We start from the raw sequence: 17,922 nt of genomic DNA, 5'->3' as shown, positions 1-17,922 counted from the left end.
TCATGGAAATAAGAGGGCCGGACTCAGCGATCGCTGTGGCGGCCGAGCTCGTTGTCGATGAAGGCGAAGATCTCATCGGTACTGGCGGCTTCGAGCCGCTCGGCGACCTCTGCGCCGTCCTCCTCCGCGGGGGCGCCGCGCCAGCCGTCCAGGATCTGCGACAGGCGGCCGGCGACGGCGGCCCTGGTGCGGTCGTCGGGCTCGCTGACGGCGAGTGCGGACTCGAGACGTTCGAGTTCCGCGAGGAGGTCCGGCCCCGTACCGCTGTCGTCCACGAGCCGCGAGACGAGGTGGTCGGCGAGTGCGAGGGGGTTGGGGTAGTCGAAGACGAGGGTGGCGGAGAGCCGCAGCCCCGTGGCGGTGGCGAGCCGGTTGCGGAGCTCGACGGCCGTCAGCGAGTCGAAGCCCAGGTCGTTGAACTCGCGCCGGGTGTCGATCGCCTTGGCCGAGGCGTGCCCGAGCACGGCGGCGGCCTCGGTCCGTACGAGGTCGGTCGCGAGGCGCGTACGGTCCTCCGGCCGGGCCTCGCGCAGCCGCTGGGTGAGCCGCTCGGCCGCCTCGGCGCCGCCCGTGGCGCCGGCGGCCGTCCGCCGGGAGCCCTTGACCAGGCCCCGCAGCACCGGCGGCACCGTGCCCCGGTCCCGCGTGCCCGTGCTGACCGGCCCGAGGGGCACCAGGTGCGACCCGGCGGTCGCGGTGGCGGCGTCGAACAGCGCCAGGCCCTGCTCGACGGTCAGCGGCGTGGCCCCCGAGGAGGCGATCCGCTGCACGTCCGCGTCCGACAGGGTGGCGGTCATGCCGCCGGTCGGGGCCCAGGCGCCCCAGGCGAGCGAGTGCGCGGGCAGCCCGTGCGCCGCACGGTGCCGGGCCAGCGCGTCCAGGAAGACGTTGCCCGCCGCGTAGTTGCCCTGACCCGCCGTGCCGAGGACGCCCGAGACGGACGAGTACAGCACGAAGCCGGCCAGGCCGAGGTCCTTGGTGGCCTCGTGCAGGTGCCAGGCCGCGTCCACCTTCGGACGCAGTACCGCCGAGAGCCGCTCGGGCGTCAGCGAGGCCACCATGCCGTCGTCGAGGACGCCGGCCGTGTGGACCACCGCGGTCAGCGGGTGCGCGGCGGGGACCGCGCCGACGGCCGCGGCCGCCCCCTCCCGGTCGGCCACGTCGCACGCGAGGAGCGTCACCTCGGCGCCGTGCGCGGCCAGTTCGGCGCGCAGCTCCTGCGCGCCGGGCGCGTCCGGCCCGCTGCGGCTGACCAGCAGCAGGTGCCGGGCACCGCGCTCGGTCACCAGGTGCCGGGCCAGTTCGCCGCCCAGGCCGCCGGTGCCACCGGTGATCAGGACGGTGCCGTCCGGGTTCCAGGCGCGCGGCAGGGTCAGCACGATCTTCCCGATGTGCTGGGCCCGGCTCATGTACCGGAACGCCTCCGGCGCCCGCCGGACGTCCCAGGTCGCCACCGGCAGCGTGTGCAACGCGCCCTCGGCGAACAGCTCCAGGAGCTCGCCGAACATCCCCTGCACCCGGTCCGGGCCCGCGTCGGCGAGGTCGAACGCCTTGTAGTGCACCGGGGCGGTGGACTCGGGGTCGCGGATGTCGGTCTTGCCCATCTCCAGGAAACGGCCGCCGGGGGCCGTCAGCCGCAGGGAGGCGTCGACGAACTCGCCCGCCAGCGCGTTGAGCACCACGTCCACGCCGCGGCCGCCGGTGACCGCCCGGAAGCGCTCCTCGAAGTCGGTGGTGCGGGAGGAGGCGATGTGGTCGTCGGCCACGCCCAGTTCGCGCAGGGTGTCCCACTTGCCCTCGCCGGCCGTGGCGAACACCTCGGCGCCGAGGTGCCGGGCCAGCTGGATGGCCGCCATGCCGACGCCGCCGGCGCCGGCATGGACGAGGATCGACTGGCCGGGCCGCAGGTCGGCGAGGTCCTTCAGCGCGTACAGGGCGGTCAGGAAGACCAGCGGGACCGAGGCCGCCCGGGCGGCCGACCAGTCCTCGGGTATCCGGGTCAGGAGCCGCTGGTCGGTCACGGCCACCGGGCCGTAGCCGCCGAAGACCATGCCCATCACCCGGTCCCCCGGACGCAGTCCGTGCACGCCGGGCCCGGTCTCGGTGACCGTTCCGGCGGCCTCGGCGCCGAGCAGGCCGGCCTCGCCCGGGTACATGCCCAGGGCGTTCAGCACGTCGCGGAAGTTCACGCCCGCCGCCTCGACGTCCAGGCGGACCTGGCCGGGGGTGAGCGGCTCCAGGATCTCGGGGCAGGGGGCGAGCACCAGCTTGTCCAGGCTGCCCTTGGCCTCGCTGTCCAGCCGCCACGGCACCCCGGCGGGGGCGAGCAGCCCGGCGCCGGCGCCGGGCTGGGCCAGCCGTGCCACGCGGACGACGCCGTCCCGCACCACGAACTGCGCGTCCTCGGTGGCCAGCAGACCCGGCAGGTCCGCGAGCACCCCGGCGAGGTCCCCGGACCCGTCCTGGAGGTCCAGGAGCGCGATCCGCCCCGGGTTCTCCGACTGCGCCGAGCGCACCAGGCCCCACACCGCGCCCGCGGCCAGGTCCGGTACGGCCTCGCCCTCGTCGGCGGAGACGGCACCCCGGGTCACGAACACCAGGCGCGAGGTGCCGCCCTCCGCCCGGTCCGCCCACTCGTGGAGCAGGCCCAGGACCCGGGCCGTCAGCTCGTGCGCGGCGGTGGGCACGTCGTCGCCCGCGCCGGACACGGGAACCACGACGAGGTCCTCGTCGCCGGTGAGGTCGGCCAGGGAGGCGACCGAGGCGCCCACGCCCAGCTCGTCGGCGCCGAGCGACACGCACCGGGCCGGGGCGGGCCGCACCTCGGGGGCCGCGACCCAGTCCAGCGCCAGCAGCGTGCCGCGCCGGTCCGCCGGCCGGCCGGTGCCGGGGTCCTGGTAGGCGCGCATCACCATCGCCTCGGCGGACAGCACGGGTGCGCCCTCGGTGTCGACGGCGGTGATGGACACCGAGTCGTCGCCGGTCCTCGTGACGCGGGCCCGCAGCACCGACGCGCCGGCGGCGTGCAGCGACACGCCCCGCCAGGCGAACGGCAGGAACTGGTCGCCCTCGCTGCCGACACCGGCCATCCGGTGGGACTGCAGCACCGCGTCCAGCAGTGCGGGGTGGAGGCCGAAGGACTGCGCGTCCCCCTCGACGTGGGCGGGCAGCGCCACCTCCACGTAGGCCCCGTCCGCGCAGCGCCACACCGCGCGCAGGCCCTGGAAGGCCGGGCCGTAGCCGGTGCCGTCGTAGAAGCCCGCCAGGTCCACGGCCTCCGCGCCCTGCGGCGGCCAGACCTGGGAGCCGAAGTCGCCGATCCGCTCGCCGGTGGTGAGCGTGCCGTGGGCGTGCTGCGTCCACGGCTCGTCGAAGGCGCCGTCGGCGCGCGAGTACACCGAGAGGGAACGGGCGCCCGTCTCGTCGGGGGCCCCGAGCAGCACCTGGACCTGTGCGGCGCCGTCCTCGGTGAGGACCAGCGGGGACAGCAGGAGGAACTCCTCGACCCGGTCGCAGCCGACCTGGTCGCCGGCGCGCATGGCCAGCTCCAGGAAGCCGGTGGCCGGGAAGAGCACGCTGCCGCCCATGACGTGGTCGGTCAGCCAGGGGTACGTCCGCGTCGACAGCCTGCCCGTGAACACCACCTCACCGGACTCGGCGAGCGTGAGGGTGGCGCCCAGCAGCGGGTGTTCCGCCGGCTGGAGGCCCGCGCCGGTCACGTCCCCGCCGGTCACATCGGGCCGGGGCCAGTAGCGCTCGTGCTGGAAGGGGTAGGTCGGCAGGTCGACACGGCGACCGCCGGTGCCCGCGAAGAGGGCGGCCCAGTCCACCGCGACACCCGTCACGTGCAGGCGGGCGAGCGCGGTCAGCAGGGCCGTCTCCTCGGACCGGTCCTTGCGCAGGGCCGCCACGGCCGCCCGCGCCTCGCCGTCCTCCAGGCTGTGCTGGGCCATGGCGGTGAGCACACCGTCCGGGCCGAGCTCCAGGAAGGCCGAGGCGCCTTCGGCCACCAGGGCCCGCACGCCGTCCGCGAAGCGCACCGTCTCCCGGACGTGCCGCACCCAGTAGTCGGCCGAGCGCACCAGCTCGTCGGCGGCGAGCCCGCCGGTCACGTTGGAGACGAGGGGGATGCGCGGGGACTCGAAGGACAGGCCCTCCACCACCCGGCGGAAGTCGTCCAGCATCGGGTCCATCAGCGGCGAGTGGAAAGCGTGGCTCACCGACAGCCGCCGCGTCTTACGGCCCTCGGCCGCGAAGCCCTCGGCGATGCGCAGCACCTCGGCCTCGTCGCCCGCGAGGACGACCGACTCCGGGCCGTTGACCGCGGCGATCGACACACCGTCGACGAGCCGCGCGGCCACCTCGGCCTCCGGGGCCTGCACGGCCACCATCGCACCGCCCGTGGGCAGCGCCTGCATCAGCCGCGCACGGGCCGACACCAAGCGGCAGGCGTCCTCCAGGGAGAGCACCCCCGCCACGTGGGCCGCCGTGATCTCACCGATGGAGTGCCCGGCGACGAAGTCGGGGTGGATGCCCCAGGACTCCACGAGGCGGAACAGCGCCACCTCGACGGCGAACAGGGCGGGCTGGGTGAAGCCGGTCTCGTTCAGCCGCGTCTCGTCGGTGTCGGTGAACATCACCTCACGCAGCTCACCGTCGAAGTGCGCCAGCACCGCGTCGAGCGCCTCGGCGAACACCGGGAAACGGGCGTGGAGTTCGCGGCCCATGCCGACCCGCTGCGCACCCTGACCCGAGAACAGCACCGCGAGCGAGCGGCCCGTCTCCGCGCGGCCCCGGGCCGCCTCGGACAGTTCGCCCTCGGGGCCCTGTGCCAGCAGCACGGCCCGGTGCTCGAACGCCGAGCGGCCGGAGACGAGCGAGAAGCCCACGTCCACCGGTGACACCGCGCCCCGGAGCGCCGAGATCCGCTCGATCTGCGCCGTCAGCGCCTCCTCGGAGCGGGCCGACACCGGCCACGGCACCACGTCGGGCGCAGGCGCAGGGTCGGTCACCGGCTCCTCGGCGGGATCCGTCTGCTCCAGGATCACATGGGCGTTGGTGCCGCTGATGCCGAACGAGGACACGCCCGCGCGCCACGGCCGGTCGGCCTTGGGCCACTCCCGGGTCTCCGTCACCAGCTCCACCGCGCCGGCCGACCAGTCCACGTGGGACGACGGGGCGTCCACGTGCAGGGTCTTCGGCAGCACGCCGTGCCGCATGGCCATGACGGTCTTGATGATCCCCGCCACCCCGGCCGCGGCCTGGGTGTGGCCGAGGTTGGACTTCACGGAGCCGAGCAGCAGCGGCCGCTCGGGGTCGCGCCCCTGGCCGTAGGTGGCCAGCAGGGCCTGGGCCTCGATCGGGTCGCCGAGCGGCGTGCCCGTGCCGTGCGCCTCGACGGCGTCCACGTCCGAGGTGGACAGCCCGGCGCTCGCCAGGGCCTGCCGGATCACCCGCTGCTGCGACGGACCGCTGGGCGCGGTGAAGCCGTTGGAGGCGCCGTCCTGGTTGACGGCCGAGCCCCGGACGACGGCCAGGACGGGGTGCCCGTTGCGGCGGGCGTCGGACAGGCGCTCGACGAGGAGGACGCCCACGCCCTCGGACCAGCCGGTGCCGTCGGCCGCGTCGGCGAACGCCTTGCACCGGCCGTCCGCCGCCAGCCCGCCCTGCCGGCTGAACTCCATCAGGGAACCGGGCGACGACATGACGTTCACCCCGCCGACCAGGGCCAGCGAGCACTCGCCGGCCCGGAGGGCCTGGGCCGCCGTGTGCAGGGCCACGAGCGAGGAGGAGCACGCCGTGTCGACCGTCACCGCCGGGCCCTCCAGGCCCAGCGTGTAGGACAGCCGCCCGGAGGTGGCGCTGGCGGCGATCCCGGTGCCGATGTCGCCGGTGGCGTCGGCCAGGGAGCGGACGAGCAGGTACGCGTAGTCCTGGCCGTTCGTGCCGACGTACACGCCGGTGCGGCTGCCGCGCAGCGACACCGGGTCGATGCCGGCCCGCTCGATGGCTTCCCAGGAGGTCTCCAGCAGCAGCCGCTGCTGGGGGTCCATGGTGACGGACTCGCGCGGCGAGATCCCGAAGAAGCCCGCGTCGAAGTCCGCCACGCCGTCGAGGAAGCCGCCCTCCTGGCTGACGGCGTTGCCCCGCTGGTCGACGCCGGCGTCCCGCAGGGCGTCGAGGTCCCAGCCGCGGTCCGCGGGGAACGCGCCGATCGCGTCCTCGCCGGAGGCCAGCAGCTTCCACAGGTCCTCGGGCGAGTTCACACCGCCGGGGTACCGGCAGCTCATCGCCACGACGGCGATCGGCTCCGTGGCCGCGGCCACGAGCTTGTGGTTCTGGCGGCGCAGGTGCTCGGCTTCCTTCAACGACGCGCGGAGGGCTGCGACGACGCTTTCACTGGATGTGGTCATGGTCCGCTCTTTCAGCGCTCGTTGTGGGAATTGCCGTCGAGGGCCGCCTGCACCAGGTCGGCGACGTCCATCGCGTCGATCGACTCGTCGTAGGCATCCGCCTCCGTGGCGGCGGTGGTCCCGCCGTCGGACGCGGCGGTCCGCGCCGCGGCGAGCTTCAGCAGGGGTTCGAGCACGCCGATCTCACGGAGCTGGGCCATGGAGACGGAGGCGAGCAGGGCCCTGATGCCCGACTGGTCGAGGTCGCCGTCGGCCGTGCTCTCCCCCGGTCCGTTCTCCGGGACGAGCAGGCCGAGGACGTGGTCGGCCAGGTCCGCGGGGTTCGGGTGGTCGAAGACGAGCGTGGCGCTCAGGCTCAGTCCCGTCGCGGCGTTGAGCTGGTTGCGCAGCTCGACCGCGCTGAGGGAGTCGAAGCCGAGGTCCCGGAACGCCCGGTCGGCGCCCACGGAGTCGGCGGTCGGGTGTCCCAGTACGGCGGCGGCCCGGGTGCGCACCAGTTCCAGTACGGCCGCGGCGCGCTTGGCCGGCGCCAGGTCCGCGAGCCGCTCGCGCAGGGCGGTGCCGGGGGCCTCCTCGTCGGTGTGCCCGGCCGGCCGGAGGTCGGCGCCCGTGGCCAGTTCCGCGAGGAGCGGGCTGGGCCGGGTGGTGGTGAAGGAGCCGACGAACCGCTCGGGGTCGACGTCGACGACGACCTCGGTGGCCCGGCCGTCCATGACGGCCCGGCGCAGCGCCGTGACGGCGAGGTCCGGGTCCAGGGGGCGGATCCCGGTGCGCCGGGCCGCGGCGACCGCCCGGTCGTCGGCGGCCATTCCGCCGCCGCCCCACGGGCCCCAGGCGATCGAGGTCGCGGCGAGGCCGTCCGCCCGGCGCCGCTCGGCGAGGGCGTCCAGGAAGGCGTTGGCGGCGGCGTAGTTGGCCTGTCCGAGGTTGCCGACGGCGGCCGACGACGAGGAGAACAGGGCGAACACGGCCAGGTCCAGATCGCGGGTGAGGTCGTGCAGGGCCAGGGCCGAGGTGGCCTTGGCGCGGAAGACGGCCTCGAAGCGGTCCGGGGTCAGGCTGTCGAGCACGCCGTCGTCGAGCACGCCCGCGGTGTGGACGACGCCGGTGAGGGGCGCCTCGGCGGGTACGGCGGCGAGGACGGCGGCGAGCGCGTCGCGGTCGGCGACGTCGCACGCGGTGAGGGTGACGTCCGCGCCCAGTGCGGCGAGTTCGGCCCGCAGCTCGCCGGCGCCGGGGGCGTCGGCGCCCCGGCGGCTGAGGAGCAGCAGGTGCCGCGCTCCGGCCCGGGCCAGTTCGCGTGCCACCCGGGCTCCCAGTACGCCGGTGCCGCCGGTGATCAGGACGGTGCCGGTGGGCTGCCATTCGCCCGTGGCCCCGGTGGTGCGGCCGGCCGGTACGGGGACCAGTCGGCGCCCGAAGGCGGCCGAGGGGCGTACCGCGATCTGGTCCTCGCCGCCGGGGGCCGCGAGGACCGTGGCGAAGCGGGCCGCGGTCCGCTCGTCGAGGGTCTCGGGCAGGTCGATCAGACCGCCCCAGCGCTCCGGGTGCTCCAGGGCGGCGACGCGTCCCAGGCCCCAGACGGCGGCCTGGTCGAGGCCGGGCACCGGTTCGGCGGGCGAGGCCGCGACCGCGCCGCGGGTGACGCACCACAGGGGTGCGGTGACGTCCGCGTCGCCGAGCGCTTGGATCAGGGTGGTGGTGAGCGCCAGCCCGTCGGGGGCGTCGGCCCCGTCGGCGGGCGCGGTCGCGAGGGCGAGCAGGGAGAGCACGCCGGTGAACGCGCGTCCACCGGTCGCCTCCCGCAGCCGGCCGGCCAGTTCCCCGCGGCCGGGGCCGTCGGCCGTGAGGCGCGTGGTGTCCGGGCCGAGGGCGGCCAGGGCGTCGGCGACCCAGGGGTCGTCGGCGTGTCCGGCCGGGACCACGGCGAGCCAGGTGCCCGTCGTGGCGGCGGAGGGCGCGAGGGTCAGCGGCTTCCAGGTGATCTGCTGCCGCCAGGCGTCGACGGTGCCGATGTCGCCGCGCCGGCGGCGCCAGTCCGCGAGGGCGGGGAGCACCTTGGACAGGGCCTCGCCGTCGACGTTCAGGGTCGCCTCCAGGGAGGCGAAGTCCTCGTCGCGGACGGCCGTCCAGAAGCCGTCGTCCTCACCGGCCGCCGTGCCGGGGCCGGCGGCCGGACGGTTCTCCGGCCAGAACCGCTGGTGCTGGAAGGGGTAGGTGGGCAGATCGGTACGGCGGGCGGCGGTCGCGGCCTGGTCCAGGACGGTGTCCCAGCTCAGGTTCGCTCCCCCGACGTGCAGCCGGGCGAGCGCCGTGACCACGGACGCCTCCTCGTCCCGGTCCTTGCGCAGGGCCGGAACGGTCACCGCGCGGGAGGACAGGGTGTCGAGGGTCTCCTGGGCCATGGCGCACAGCGCGCCGCCGGGGCCGAGCTCCAGGAACACGGAGACTCCCTGCTCGGCGAGCGTGCGTACGCCGTCGCCGAACCGGACGGCCTCGCGGACGTGGCGCACCCAGTAGTCCGGGGAGCACATCTGCGCTCCGGTAGCCGCCTCACCCGTCAGGTTGGACACAAGCGGGATGGCCGGAGCGTCGTAGGCGATGCTCCGGGTGACCCGTCGGAAGTCCTCGAGAATGGCGTCCATGTGCAGTGAGTGAAACGCATGGCTGACCCGCAAACGCCTAGTCCTGCGTCCGTCGGCGGCGAATTTCTCCGCGATGCCGAGCACGGCGGTCTCGTCGCCGGAGAGGACGACCGACTCCGGTCCGTTGACCGCGGCGAGCGACACCCCCTCGGCCAGGTGGGCGAGCACCTCGTCCTCGGTGGCCTGGACGGCGACCATGGCGCCGCCGGTGGGCAGGGAGTTCATCAGCCGTGCCCGGGCGGCCACCAGCCGGCAGGCGTCCGCCAGGGAGAACACCCCGGCGACGTGCGCCGCCGCGATCTCGCCGACGGAGTGACCGGCGGCGAAGTCCGGGCGGATGCCCCAGGACTCCACGAGGCGGAACAGCGCGACCTCCAGGGCGAACAGGGCGGGCTGGGTGAAGCCCGTCGCGTCCAGCCGCTCGGCGTCGTCGAACATGACGTCCCGCAGGGGGCGGTCCAGTTCGGCGTCCAGGTGTGCCGTCACCGCGTCGAGGGCCTCGGCGAAGGCCGGGAAGCGGGCGTAGAGCTCGCGTCCCATGCCGACCCGCTGCGAGCCCTGGCCGGAGAACAGCACCGCGAGCTTGCCGCGGCGCGCCGTCCCGTCGCCCAGGAGGACCTGGGGCGAGGTGAGGCCGTCGGCCAGCGCGGCCAGGCCCTGGAGCAGGTCGTCGCGGCCGCCGGCGACGATCGCGGCGCGGTGCGCGAAGGTCTGCCGGGTCGTCGCCAGGGGCAGGGCGAGGCCGGCGGCGGTGAGCCCGGGGCGGGCGGCCACGTAGGAGTGCAGCTGCCTGGCCTGGGCCCGCAGGGCCTCCGGTGCGGCGGCCGACACGGGTACGGGCAGCAGGGCGTCGTGCGCCGCGGGCTCGGGGGCGTCGGTGACGTCCGCCACGTCCTCGGGGGCCCGCACCGGCTGCGCGGGCTGCTCGATGATGACGTGCGAGTTGGTGCCGCTGGCGCCGAAGGCCGAGATGCCGGCCCGGCGCGGGCGGCCGGTCTCCGGCCAGTCGGCCTCGTCGGCCAGCAGCTCGATCGCGCCCGCGGTCCAGTCGACGTGTGCCGACGGCTCGTCGAGGTGGAGGGACCTGGGCAGGACGCCGTGGCGCATGGCCAGGACCATCTTGATCACTCCGGCGACGCCGGCGGCCGCCTGGGTGTGGCCGATGTTGGACTTCAGGGACCCGAGCAGCAGGGGCTGTTCGCGGTCCTGCCCGTAGGTGGCGAGCAGGGCCTGGGCCTCGATGGGGTCGCCCAGCGTGGTGCCGGTGCCGTGCGCCTCCACCGCGTCCACGTCGGCCGGGGCGAGCCCGGCGCTGGCCAGGGCCCGGCGGATGACGCGGCGCTGCGACGGGCCGTTGGGCGCGGTGATGCCGTTGCTGGCGCCGTCCTGGTTGATCGCCGAGCCGCGCAGGACCGCGAGGACCTCGTGTCCGTTGGCCCGGGCGTCCGAGAGGCGTTCCAGGACGAGGACGCCGACGCCCTCGGACCAGCCGGTGCCGCCCGCCGAGGCCGAGAAGGCCCGGCAGCGGCCGTCGGGCGACAGGGCGCCCATCTCGCCGAACTCGATGAAGTTCACCGGGCTGGACATCACCGTCACACCGCCCGTGAGGGCGAGCGCGCACTCGCCGTTGCGCAGGGCCTGGGCGGCCAGGTGGAGCGCCACCAGCGAGGACGAGCAGGCCGTGTCGACGCTGACGGACGGGCCCTCCAGGCCGAGGGTGTAGGACACCCGGCCGGAGAGGAGGCTCGCCGACTGCGCGGTCTGCGCGTGGCCCAGCTGGCCGGCCTCGGGCCGGTAGTCGCCGGAGCCGCCGCCGATGAACACGCCGGTGTCGCCGCCGCGCAGGTCCGCCGGGTCGACGCCGGTCCGCTCCAGGGCCTCCCAGGCGGCTTCCAGCAGGATGCGCTGCTGGGGGTCCATCACCATGGCCTCGCGCGGCGAGATCCCGAAGAAGCCGGGGTCGAAGTCCGCCACGTCGTGGAGGAAGCCGCCGCCCCGGGCGACGCTCCCGCCACGGCCGTCGCCGTGCAGCAGCCGGTCCAGGTCCCAGCCGCGGTCGGTCGGGAAGCCGCCGATGGCGTCCCCGCCGCCCATGACGAGGTCCCAGAGGTCCTCGGGCGAGCGGACGCCGCCCGGGTAGCGGCAGCTCATGCCGACGATCACGATCGGGTCGTCGGCCCCGGTGGCGCTCCGCGTCACCGGGACGGGCAGCTCGTCGCCGTCCTCGCCGAGGAGTTCGGCCAGCAGGTGGCCGGCCAGGCTCTCGGCCGTCGGGTAGTCGAAGGCGAGGGTGGCGGGCAGGGTCAGGCCCGTCGCGCCGGCGAGCTTGTTGCGCAGGTCGACGGCGGTCAGCGAGTCGAAGCCGAGGTCCTTGAACGCCTGTCCGGAAGGTACGGCGTCGGCGTCCGGGAACCCGAGCACCGCGGCCACCTCGGCGCGGACGAGGGCCAGGAGCACCTCGGCGCGTTCGGCGGCCGGGCGGGCCCCGAGCGTGGCCCGGAGACCGGGCGCGCCGTCCGGCGCGTCCTGCCCGCCGGCGGCGGGTGCCAGGGCCTCGCGGGCCTCGGGCAGCTCCCTGAAGAGGGCGCTGGGCCGGGTGCGGGTGAAGGCCGGGGCGAACACGTCCCACCGCACGTCGGCGACCGTCACCGCGGCGGTGTCGGCGCCGAGGGAGCGGGCGAGCGCGGTCAGGGCGCGGCCGGTGTCCATCGCGGGCAGGCCGTTGGCGCGCAGGTGCGCGGCCAGGCCGTCGGCGGTGGTGTCCGCCCAGGCGCCCCACGAGACGGACAGGGCGCGCACTCCGCGGGCCCGGTAGCGCCGGGCCACGGCGTCCAGGTGGGCTCCGGCCGCCGCGGCCGTGGCACGGCCGCTCGCGCCCCAGGTGCCCGCGATCGAGGAGAAGAGGACGAACGCGTCCAGGGGACGGTCGCCGGTGGCCGCGTCGACCGCGGCCGTCAGGCTCTCGACGCCCGCGTGCAGTGCGGTCAGCGCCGCCGCCGGGTCGTCGGCGGCGGACCGCTCGTCCTCACGGGCGTACACCACCGCGGTCAGCGGCAGCGCCTCCGGGAGGGCGGCGAGGGCGGTCGTCAGCGCCTCGCCGTCGGTCAGGGCGCAGGTGACGGTCGTCAGCCCGGTGCCCAGCGCGTCGAGTGCGGCGCGCAGTTCCGCCGTGTCCGGTGCGGTGGGCGTGACCAGCAGTACGTGCTCCGCTCCCCGCTCGGCGAGCCAGCGGGCGACGGGTGCGTCGGAGCCGGTCGCCTCGCCGACGACGAGGACGGTGCCGGCCGGCTGCCACGGGGCCGCCGTGGCGTCCGCCGTGGCGCGCACCAGTCGGCGTGCGAAGGCGCCCGAAGGCCGCAGCGCCACCTGGTCCTCGCCGTCCGTGCGGGACAGCACGGCGCGGAAGCGGTCGGCGGAGCGCCGGTCGAGCACGTCGGTTACGTCGACGAGGCCGCCCCAGCGGTCCGGGTGCTCCAGGGCGGTCACCCTGCCGAGCCCCCACACCGCGGCCGGCGCGTCGCCGTCCCGGGTGTCCGAGCGGCCCACCGACACGGCGCCCCGGGTGACGCACCACAGCGGGGCGTCGACACCGGCGTCCGCCAGCGCCCGGACCGCTTCGCCCGGCTGTGCCAGGCCGACGGGAACGGAGCCCGCGGCGGAGGCGAGCAGCGAGACGACTCCCGTGAACCCGGTGCCCTCGGGGGCCAGTCCGGCGAGGCGGGCCGTCAGCGCGGCGGGGTCGGTGACCTCGGTCTCGACGCGGACGGCGTCGTCGCCGAGGGCCGCGACCACGGCGGCGGTCCACTCGTCGGCGGCGGTTCCCGCCGGGACGAGGGCCAGCCAGGGCCCGGTGAGCGTGCCCCGCCCGGCGCCGGTGAGCGGCTTCCAGGTCACGTGGTAGCGCCAGCCGTCGACGGTCGAGCGCTCGACGCGCTCGCGCCGCCAGGTGGACAGGGCGGGGACGAGGGCCGACAGCGAGTCGTCGTCCAGGCCGAGGTCGGCCGAGAGCGACGCCATGTCCTCGCGCTCCACCGCGGCCCAGAACTCGGCGTCCGCCGGGTCCTCGGCGCCGGTCCGGTCCTGCCCGGCCGGTGCGCTCTCCGGCCAGAACCACTCCTGCTGGAAGGGGTAGGTGGGCAGGTCGACGCGGCGGGCGCCGGTGCCGTCGAAGAGCCCGGCCCAGTCCACGTCCACGCCCGCGACGTGCAGCCGCGCGAGGGCCGTGAGGAGGGCGGTCTCCTCGGGGCGGTCCTTGCGGAGGGCCGATACGGCGAGGGCGGTGCCGTCCAGGGTGTGCTGGGCCATGGCCGTCAGCACCCCGTCCGGACCCAGCTCCAGGAAGACGGAGGCGCCCTCGGCGGCCAGCGTACGGACGCCGTCGGCGAACCGGACGGTCTCCCGGACGTGCCGCACCCAGTACTCGGGCGAGGTCAGGTCCGTGGCCTGCTCGCCCGTCACGTTGGAGACGACGGGGATGCGCGGGGCCTCGTAGGACAGGCCCTCGGCGACCCGGCGGAAGTCCGCCAGCATCGGCTCCATCAGCGCGGAGTGGAAGGCGTGGCTGACCGACAGCCGCCGGGTCTTGCGGCCCTCGGCGGCGAAGCCCTCGGCGACGCGCAGCACCGCCGGCTCGTCGCCCGCGAGGACGACCGACTCGGGGCCGTTGACCGCGGCGACGGACACACCGTCGACGAGTCGCGCGGTGACGTCCTCCTCGGTGGCCTGGACGGCGACCATGGCACCGCCCGCGGGCAGCGCCTGCATCAGGCGCGCACGGGCCGCCACCAGACGGCACGCGTCCGCCAGGGAGAACACCCCGGCGACGTGCGCCGCGGCGATCTCGCCGATCGAGTGCCCCGCGACGAGGTCGGGGCGTATCCCCCACGACTCCACCAGGCGGAACAGCGCGACCTCGAACGCGAACAGCGCGGGCTGGGTGAAGCCGGTCTCGTCCAGTCCGTCCGCGGCGCCGGACATCACGTCCCACAGGGGGCGTTCCAGCTCGGTGTCGAAGTGGGCCACGACCGTGTCGAGGGCCTCGGCGAACACCGGGAAACGGGCGTACAGCTCCCGGCCCATACCGACGCGCTGCGCGCCCTGGCCCGAGAAGAGCACCGCGAGCCTGCCGGCGTCGTCGCGGGCGACTCCGCGGGCGAGTTCCGAGATCCGGTCACCGTCGGCGAGGAGCACCGCGCGGTGGGCGAACGCCGCCCTGCCGGTGGCGAGGGAGTGGCCCACGTCGGCCGGGGACGGGCCGCTCAGCGCGGTGATCCGCTCGATCTGCGCGGTAAGCGCGGCCTCGGACTTCGCCGACACCGGCCAGGGGGCCGGGCCCGCCGTGACGACGGGCTCGGGCTCGTCCGCCGGGGACTCCGGCGCCGGGGCCTGCTCGATGATGACGTGGGCGTTGGTGCCGCTGACGCCGAAGGCGGAGACGCCGGCCCGGCGGGCGTGCCCGGTCTCGGGCCACGCCTGCTCCTCGGTGAGGAGCTCGACCGCGCCGCCCGTCCAGTCGACGTGCGAGGACGGGGCGTCGACGTGCAGGGTCCTGGGCAGGGTGCCGTGGCGCATGGCCAGGAGCACCTTGATGATGCCGGCGACGCCGGCCGCGGCCTGGGTGTGGCCGATGTTGGACTTCACCGTGCCGAGGAGCAGCGGGTGGGGCCGGTCCTGCCCGTAGGCGGCGAGGAGGGCGTGTGCCTCGATGGGGTCGCCGAGGGTGGTGCCGGTGCCGTGCGCCTCGACGACGTCGACGTCGGCGGGGGTCAGGTCGGCGTCGGTGAGGGCCTGGCGGATGACGCGCTGCTGGGCCCGCCCGTTGGGGGCGGTCAGGCCGTTCGAGGCGCCGTCCTGGTTGACGGCGGTGCCGCGGACGATGCCCCGGACGTCGTGCCCGTTGCGGCGGGCGTCGGAGAGCCGCTCCAGGACGAGGACGCCCACGCCCTCGGACCAGCTGGTGCCGTCGGCCGAGTCGGCGAACGCCTTGCAGCGCCCGTCGGAGGCGAGCCCGCCCTGGACGGTGAACTCCGCGAAGGAGTCCGGGCTGGACATGACCGAGACGCCGCCGACGAGGGCCATGGTGCACTCGCCTCCGCGCAGGGCCTGGGCGGCCATGTGCAGGGCGACGAGCGACGACGAGCACGCCGTGTCGACGGTGACGGCCGGGCCTTCGAGGCCGAAGGCGTAGGAGATCCGGCCGGACATGACGCTGGCGGTGTTCCCGGTGGCGACGTGGCCCCGGACGTCGGCGGTGCCCTGGCGCAGGAGCGTGGTGTAGTCCTGGCCGTTGGTGCCGACGAAGACCCCGGTGCGGCTGCCGCGCAGGGTGTCCGCGTCGATGCCGGCGGTCTCGAAGACCTCCCAGGTGGTCTCCAGGAGCAGGCGCTGCTGGGGGTCCATGGCGAGGGCCTCGCGGGGCGAGATGCCGAAGAAGGAGGCGTCGAAGAGGCCGACGCCGTCGAGGAAGCCGCCTTCGAGGGTCGCGGAGGTGCCTCCGGCGAGCTCTTCGAGGTCCCAGCCGCGGTCGGCGGGGAACCGGGAGATCGCGTCCTCGCCCTGGGCGAGGAGCCGCCAGAGGTCCTCGGGCGACCGGACGCCGCCGGGGAAGCGGCAGTTCATGCCGACGATGGCGATGGGGTCGTCGTCGGCCGCCCGGCCGGCCGTGGCCGGTCCGGTCGCGTCGGCCTCGGGGAGGGCGCCGAGGAGCTCGGTGAGCAGGAACTCGGCGAGGGCGTTCGGGGTCGGGTAGTCGTAGACGAGGGTGGCGGGCAGCTTCAGCCCGGTCGTGGCGGTCAGGGCGTTGCGCAGTTCGACGATGGTCAGCGAGTCGAAGCCGAGGTCGCTGAACGCCTGGTCGGCGCCGATGGCACCGGTGCCCGAGTGGCCGAGGACCGCGGCGACCTGGCCGCGCAGCAGGTCCAGGACGAACCGGGGGCGCGCGGCCGGGGAGAGTCCGGCGAGCCGCTGGCGCAGCGCCGGCTCCCGCAGGGCGGCCTCGGGCGTCCCGGCCGGGGCCGTGGCCCCGGTGCGGCGCAGCTCGGGGAGGTCGCCGACGAAGGGGCTGGGGCGGAGCGCGGCGAACGCGTCCGTGTAGCGCTGCCAGTCGACGTCGGCGAGGGTCGTGACGGTGTCGTCGTGCTCGATGGCGTGGCGCAGCGCCGTGAGGGCGAGTGCGGGTGCCATGGGCGTGAAGCCGCCGCGGCGGATGCGGTTCTCGATGCCGGCCTCGTCCGCGGCCATGCCGGCCTGGGCCCAGGGGCCCCAGCCGAGGGAGGTCGCGGGCAGGCCGTGGGCCCGGCGGTGCTCGGCGAAGGCGTCGAGGAAGGCGTTGGCGGCGGCGTAGTTGCCCTGGCCGGGCGCCCCGAGGGTGCCGGCGACGGAGGAGAAGAGGACGAAGGCGGTCAGGCCGTGGTCCCGGGTCGCCTCGTGCAGGTTGAGGGTGGCGGTGAGCTTGGTGCGCAGGACGGCGGTGAACTTCTCGGGGGTGAGGACGTCCAGGGTGCCGTCGTCGACGGTGCCGGCGGTGTGGAACACCGCGGTGAGCGGGTGCTCCTCGGGGATCGCGGCGAGCACGGCGTCGAGCGCGTCGCGGTCGGCGGTGTCGCAGGCGGCCAGGGTGACGCGGGCGCCGAGCGCGGTGAGTTCCGCGCTCAGCTCCCCGGCGCCGGGCGCCTCGGCGCCGCGGCGGCTGACGAGCAGCAGGTGCCGGGCGCCGCGCTCGGCGAGCCAGCGGGCGACGTGGCCGCCCAGCGCGCCGGTGCCGCCGGTGACGAGTACGGTGCCGGTGGGCCGGAACCCGACCGGCGCGGGGGCGTCCCCGACCGGGTGGTGTGCCAGCCGGCGGGCGAACGTGGCGGTGGCGCGTACGGCCACCTGGTCCTCGCCGTCGCCGCCCGCGAGGACGGCGGCCAGTCGGCGCAGGGTGGTGTCGGCGAGCTCGTCGGGCAGGTCGACGAGACCGCCCCAGCGCTCCGGGTGTTCCAGGGCGGCCACACGGCCGAGGCCCCAGACGGCGGCCTGGGCGGGGCGGGCGAGCCGCTCGGAGCGGCCGACCGCGACGGCGGTACGCGTGACGCACCACAGGGGCGCCTCGACGCCCGCGTCGCCCAGGGCCTGGACGGCGGTCGCGGTCAGCAGCAGGCCGGCGGGCGCGTCGGCGGCGTCGCGGCCGTCCTCGTCGGCCACGGCCAGCAGGGACACCACGCCCGCGAACCCGTCGCCTTCGGCGGACAGTTCGCGCAGCCGGCCGGCCAGGGCCTCGCGGCCCGGGTCCGTGACGTCGAGGCGGACGGTGTCGGTGCCGAGGGCACCGGCGACGGCGTCGAGCCATGCCGGGTCGGTGGCGCCGGCCGGGGCGAGCACCAGCCAGGTGCCGGTCGGGCGGGGGCCGCCGGGGGTGGCGGCGCCGGCCAGCGGCTTCCAGGTGGTGCGGTAGCGCCAGCCGTCGACCGTGGAGCGCTCCCGGCGCTTGCGGCGCCAGGACGACAGGGCGGGCACGACGGCGGTGAGGGTGGCGTCGTCCAGTTCGAGGGAGGAGCTCAGGGACGGGATGTCCGCGCGCTCGACCGCCGACCAGAACTCGGCGTCCGCCTCGTCGGCGACGCCCTCCGGCGCCGCGGCCGGGGCGACCGGTTCGAGCCAGTAGCGCTCGCGCTGGAAGGGGTAGGTCGGCAGGTCGATCCGGCGGGCGCCGGTGCCGGTGAACACGGCGTCCCAGTCGACCCGTACGCCGCGGACGTGGAGCCGGGCGAGGGCCGTGGTAAGCGCCGGGACCTCGGCGCGGTCGCGGCGCAGTGCCGGGACCGCGGTGACGGGGGTGTCCTCGCCGGCGGTGCCGCGGACCGCGCCGCTGAGCACGCCGTCCG

The 17,922-nt window shown here is 76.0% G+C and carries 2 protein-coding genes (1 of these 2 running past the window's edge); both read right to left on the bottom strand.

Going from position 1 to position 17,922, the window contains the following annotated elements; genetic code table 11:
* Window positions 1–23: 23 nt before the first annotated feature.
* A complete protein-coding gene (locus AF335_RS14745; RefSeq protein ID WP_483409771.1) occupies window positions 24–6,428 on the bottom strand; it encodes an SDR family NAD(P)-dependent oxidoreductase in 6,405 nt (2,134 codons plus the stop codon).
* Window positions 6,425–17,922, bottom strand: the final stretch of a protein-coding gene (locus AF335_RS14740; protein ID WP_102919232.1) for a type I polyketide synthase. 17,005 nt of this gene lie beyond the right edge of the window; only the last 11,498 of its 28,503 coding nucleotides appear in the window; its start codon lies off the right edge, out of view; the stop codon is at window positions 6,425–6,427. The genes AF335_RS14745 and AF335_RS14740 overlap by 4 nt, the downstream gene beginning before the upstream one ends.

It is taken from the genome of Streptomyces eurocidicus, from assembly GCF_002891295.1.
Classification (GTDB): Bacteria; Actinomycetota; Actinomycetes; order Streptomycetales; family Streptomycetaceae; genus Streptomyces; species Streptomyces eurocidicus.
This window is presented reverse-complemented; position numbering and strand designations above follow the sequence as displayed.